We start from the raw sequence: 5,017 nt of genomic DNA, 5'->3' as shown, positions 1-5,017 counted from the left end.
GAGCGTCGCTGATCGCCTTCGGCGTCGCTGGTCGCGTTGAGCGACGCTGATCGCGTTCGGCGTCGATCGTCCCGGTGAGCGTCGCTGGTCGCCTTCGGCGTAGACCACCGATCACCGCGTTCGGAGACAGACACTTACGCCGGAGCCGTCTAGGTCGTTCCATGAGCCAGGACACCAGCGAACTCCCGGAGACCGACGACGAGTGGCGCGAGCGCCTCTCGGACGAGGAGTACGAGGTCCTGCGGGAGGCCGGGACCGAGGCGCCGTTCAGCGGGGAGTACGTCGACCACGAGGCCGACGGCAGCTACGCCTGCGCCGGCTGCGGGGCGACGCTGTTCGACGCCGACACCAAGTACGACTCGGGTTGTGGCTGGCCCAGCTTCTCCGACGCCCCCGACGAGCGGATCGAAACCAGACTCGACACCAGTCACGGCATGCGCCGGACGGAGGTGCTGTGCGCGAACTGCGGCGGTCACCTCGGTCACGTCTTCGAGGACGGCCCCGAGCCGACGGGCCAGCGGTTCTGCATCAACTCAGCCGCCCTCGATTTCAAGGGCGAGGACTGAGCCGCGTCCGCGGCCCGGCGACGTTGGCCCGCGTCGGTGCGGGGGGAACCGGCTCGGACTCGCAGGCACCACCCTTTTCGACGAACCGGCCGCAGTGGCGGGTATGTCGGGCGATCCGCCCGCGGCCGAGGAGCTGCGCCGGGGAATGACGGTGCGCGTCGTCCAGGGCGGTCAGGATCCTCGATCCGAGGACCGCGAACCGATCGTCGGCGAGGTCGACCGCGTCATCGGCGAGGATCCGCAGGGACCGGAGGTCGAACTGAAGAGCGGCGCCGTCGGTCACGTCGTGGAGGTCGTCCCCGAAACGTGACGATCCGCGCTCGGCTTCGGGTCGCCACCGTCGGCCACCGATCAGCGGAGCCGGCCCGCCGGCCGGGCCCACGACCGTGAACCGATCGGACGCGATCGAACTGGCCCTCGAGGTGGTTGCCGTCGCCCGCGAGCGACGAATCAGCGTGACGGCCGCCGGACTGGCCTACCACGCGTTCAACACCCTCGTCCCGCTGATCATCCTGCTGCTCGTCGGCGTGACGATCGTCGACGCGCTGGAGCCCGTCATCGAGGCGCTCGAGACCGCCGGCGGCGCCGAGGCGGGGGCGACCCGCGACGAACTCGATCGACTCACGGGCGACGGCGGACGGAGCCGCCTGCGGGCGTCGATCATCGCGCTCGCGATCTTCGCCTGGAGCGCCGTTCGTCTCTTCCAGGCGGTAAACAGCGCATTTACCGGCGTCTACGGCACCCGAAAACGGCAGACGTTCGTCGGCGCGACGAGCACCCTCGCGCTGATCGTCGCCACCGTCGTCGTCGGCGTGACGCTGGTCGCGGGCGTCGGCGTCGCCCTCGCCCTCTTCGTCGACGGCGTCGGCGCGTCCCTCCTGACGCCGCCGTTGCTGATCGCCGCGCTCGTCGTCGCATTCCTTCCGATGTACTACTTCTTCCCCCACGCGGACGTGTCCGTCCGCGAGGTGCTCCCGGGAACGCTCTTCGCGGCGGTCGGCTGGACGATCCTCGGACTCGGGTTCCAGCTCTACGTCGCCACGTCCGAGAGCGTCGACCTGTTCGGCCTCGCCGGCGCCGTCTTGATCCTGCTGACGTGGGTCTACCTGGGCGGCGCCTGCCTCGTCATCGGCGCGGTGTTGAACGCCGTGCTGGCCGATCGCGTGGAGGCCGACGAAGAGTGGCTCCCGCTGGGGATTCCCGCGGAGTGACCCGAGCCGACGCCCGCCAACGTCGGTCGCGGTACCGTCGGGCGCCCACCGCCCGTCGCCGTTACCGCCGTCACCGCCGGACTCATCGGTCGGGCATCGTGGAGTGACGCCTGACGGCGCGCATGTCCGCCCGATCCTGCCTCGGCATCGTCCGCAGGTACGGCCGGCCGCCGGACGAACCGACGTCCTGGTCTGCCATCCCCTCGTCACCGTCCGTCAGTCCGTCGGTATCCACCAGACCGTCGTCGTCTTCTTCGTCGGCATCGTCATCGTCCTCGTCGTCATCCTCGTCGCCTTCGAGCAGTCCGCCGTCGTCGCCGTCACCATCGAGGAGTCCGTCGTCACCATCGTCGTCGTCTCCGCCGCCGAGGAACCCGTCCTCGTCGTCGCGATCGAGGAGACCGCCGTCATCGTCTCCGTCATCGTCGTCCGACCCGAGGCGGTCGCGAATCCCGTCGAGTTCGTCGCGCGTCTCGGACAGCGCTGACCGCATCGCCGACTCGATCCCCTCGCCGCTCGACCCGGAATCGGACGCTTCGGTTTCGGCCTCGGCCGCATCGGCATCCTCCGGCTCTCCGTCTCCGTCTTCGTCGGCTTCAACCCCTTCGTCTCCGTCTTCGTCGGCTTCGATCCCTTCGTCTCCGTCCGGGTCGTATCGTTCGCCGACGGTCTCCCGGAGTTCCCCGACGGCGCGGTCGACGGCCTCCGGATCGCGTTCCTCCTCGTCCTCGTCGGGTGGCGCGAGCGCGGACAGCTTCAGGAGCGCCCGGAGGTTCGCCACTCGCTCCGGATCGCCGGTCGCGATGGCCGCCGGGATCGATCCCGGCCCCGTCTCGTCGTCCGCCAGTCCGAGCGCGGAGAGCAGCTCCTCGGGGTCGGTCGTCTCCAACAGCTCCGACGCCTCCGCCGCGAGGTTGCCCAGCCCGTCGCGCTCGACCGAGTCGATCGCCTCCTCGGGATCGTCCGGTAGTTTCTCGAGGCTCGAAGCGGTCTCTGTCAGCAGCCTGTGCACGCGGTCGGACAGTTCGTCACTCATGGTTCGTGTGTCGTCGTCGGCCACCGGTTCGAGCCCGCGGTCGGAATCGGAACGACCGGACGGGACGATCCGAACGCTCGAATCGTTCCCTCACGGGCTCAGGCCGCCGATCCGTCCGATACGGTGTCGACGATCTCTTCGGTCATCTCCTCCCGGCTGAGGTTCGCCTTCACGTCGACCTCCTTGGCGATCGACTGCAGCTCCCGGTAGGTGATCGCCTCGAGGTACTCCTCGAGCGTGTCCGTCCGGAGCTCGTCGACGTCGTCGACGTCGAGATCGTCGAACTCGATCTCCTCGGCCGCCTCCTCTGGGTCGGTTTCGGTTTCCTCCTCGGCTTCGTCCGCCGATTCGTCGGCTTCGCCCTCGGCCTCCGTTTCGTCTTCGTCCGCCGATTCGTCGGCGTCTTCCGCTTCGTCTTCGTCCTCGGTCTCGGCCTCGCCACCGGTGACGGTCTCCGCGAGCCGCTTTCGGATCGCCTGGTTCTCGAAGACGGCGGCGATCGAGGAGAGGGCCGATCCGCCCTCCTTCGACTCGGCGACCGCTTCCGAGATGCCGTCGCGGATCGCCGCCTTTAGTTCGGCGAGGAGTTCGCGCGGCCGCGTCTCCTGGTCGATCTCGCGGAGCGTCTCGTGGACTCGCCGACCGATGGACTGGCCGAGTCGCCGGCCGGCGCTCTCGCCGACGCGAGCGCCCGCGGCCTCGCCGACCGCGGTCGGGTCGATCTGGTCCTGGAGGGAGTCGCCGCCGGCGAGCCCCTCGACGTCGATCTGGTCTTGGGCCTCCTCGACGACGACCTCCGTCAGGTTCTCGTCGTCAGTCATCGCGACCACGACCGATCACGGTCACGCGTCGTCGTCGTCTCCATCGTCCTCATCGTCGCTGTCCTCGTCGCTCGTCTCCGCCTCCTCGCTCTCGTCGCTCGATTCCTCGTCCGCTCCTTCGGCCTCGGCGTCGTCGGTTTCGCCGTCGCCCTCGGCTCCCTCATCGTCCTCGGCTTCCGCTTCGGATTCCTCGTCCTCGCCCTCCTCGTCTTCGTCATCGTCGCGGGTCAGCAGCTCGTCGACGAGTAGTTCGCCGACGGTACGTCCGAGCATCGCGCCGACGCGACGGCCGATCATCGCGCCGATCGCGCCGCCGAGGGATTCTCCGAGCGGCCGGTCCTCGTCGATGGTGTCCTCCCACTGGGTACCCTCGAGCATCTCCTCGATCTCGAGGTTGTCGGTGATCTCTTCGTAGTCGACTCGGTCGGCAAGTGTTGATTCGCTCATTGGTTGCTGGGTGGATCGTGGGTCCGGTTATTCGTCGTCCGCTTCGTCGCTCGATTCGCCGTCGTCGGATTCGTCCTCGGGAGGCCGGCCGCCGTCCGTGGTCGCGGCCTGCTCGGCCTTCTCGGTGGTCGACTCGGCCATCTCCTCCGCCCGCCGGTCCGCCTCGTCGACGACCCGCTTCAGAACGGTCTTGAGGACGCTCGCGAGGACGCGCTCGACCGGCAGCTTGAGCAGGGCGCTCATCGCGTACGCGCGGATCTTCGCGCCGGTCCGTCGCAGGATGCCGGCGTCCTCGCTCTCATCGTCGGCCGCTTCCTCCTCGCTCTCGGCCTCCGCGTCCTCCTCCTCTTCGTCGCCTTCGGCCTCCGCGTCCTCGCCTTCTTCGTCGCCTTCGGCCTCCGCGCCCTCTCCATCGTCCTCGGTCTCCGAGCCGCCGACGAACGGGATCGCGCCTTTCAGGCGCTTCCAGAGGCCGCCGAGCAGGTTTCGAGGCGAGAGTTTGCCGAGCAGCTTGCGGGGCGAAAGTTTGCCGAGCAGCTTGCGGGGCGAGAGCTTGCCGAGAAGGCCCTTGAGACTCCCGAGCACGCCGCCTTCCGAACCGAAGTCGAGCAGTCCCGACACCTGCGACAGGAGGTTGCCGAGGAGTCGCTTCTCCCCCGGGACGGCCGACAGGTCGAGGTCAACTTCGGCGAGGTCGAGCTCGAGCCCGAGCAGGTTGAGGTGGAGCCCCTCGAGGTTGAGGTGGAGGATCTCCGCCGTTCCCTCGGGGTCGGGACCCGCGTCTTCCCGGATCTTCACCTCGTCGGCTTCCTCGATTTCGACCGCTTCGAGGCCCTCGTCGCCCGCTTCGACTCCTTCTTGCTCGGCTTCTTCGGATTCAGCTTCCTCTCCCTCGGCTTCCTCTCCTTCGGATTCTTCTTCTTCAGCTTCGGCTTC

At 68.6% G+C, this 5,017-nt stretch carries 6 protein-coding genes and 1 pseudogene; 3 read left to right on the top strand and 4 right to left on the bottom strand.

The window, feature by feature from the left end:
- Window positions 1–161 precede the first annotated feature (161 nt).
- The 3 genes from msrB (at window position 162) to QZT59_RS12050 (ending at window position 1,777) form a co-directional block, all read left to right on the top strand.
- Window positions 162–566: a peptide-methionine (R)-S-oxide reductase MsrB gene (gene msrB, locus QZT59_RS12060; RefSeq protein ID WP_290816374.1), complete on the top strand. Its 405-nt coding sequence runs from the start codon at window positions 162–164 to the stop codon at window positions 564–566.
- 103 nt (window positions 567–669) lie between these two features.
- The gene (locus tag QZT59_RS12055) at window positions 670–876 is read left to right on the top strand and encodes a DUF2196 domain-containing protein (protein ID WP_290816371.1); all 207 of its coding nucleotides are present in this window, start codon (window positions 670–672) and stop codon (window positions 874–876) included.
- Window positions 877–952: 76 nt separating this feature from the next.
- On the top strand, window positions 953–1,777 hold the full coding sequence (locus tag QZT59_RS12050; RefSeq protein ID WP_290816369.1) for a YihY/virulence factor BrkB family protein: 825 nt from the start codon (window positions 953–955) through the stop codon (window positions 1,775–1,777).
- A gap of 82 nt (window positions 1,778–1,859) precedes the next feature.
- Here the strand turns inward: QZT59_RS12050 and QZT59_RS12045 are convergent, their stop codons facing one another.
- The 4 genes and pseudogenes from QZT59_RS12045 to QZT59_RS12030 all read right to left on the bottom strand — a co-directional run.
- Entirely contained in the window at window positions 1,860–2,813 is a 954-nt protein-coding gene (locus QZT59_RS12045; protein WP_290816366.1) for a hypothetical protein, read from the bottom strand.
- Between the two features lie 98 nt (window positions 2,814–2,911).
- Window positions 2,912–3,634, bottom strand: coding sequence for a hypothetical protein (locus QZT59_RS12040; RefSeq protein WP_290816363.1), 723 nt, complete (start codon window positions 3,632–3,634; stop codon window positions 2,912–2,914).
- A gap of 21 nt (window positions 3,635–3,655) precedes the next feature.
- Entirely contained in the window at window positions 3,656–4,081 is a 426-nt protein-coding gene (locus tag QZT59_RS12035) for a hypothetical protein (protein ID WP_290816360.1), read from the bottom strand.
- A 27-nt stretch (window positions 4,082–4,108) separates the two neighbouring features.
- Window positions 4,109–5,017 (bottom strand): annotated as a pseudogene (locus QZT59_RS12030) (hypothetical protein); the annotation flags it as partial.

This window comes from Halovivax sp. (genome assembly GCA_007119345.1).
GTDB lineage: Archaea > Halobacteriota > Halobacteria > Halobacteriales > Natrialbaceae > Halovivax.
Note: the sequence above shows the minus strand (reverse complement) of the source record. Positions and strands in the feature narration are given on the sequence as shown.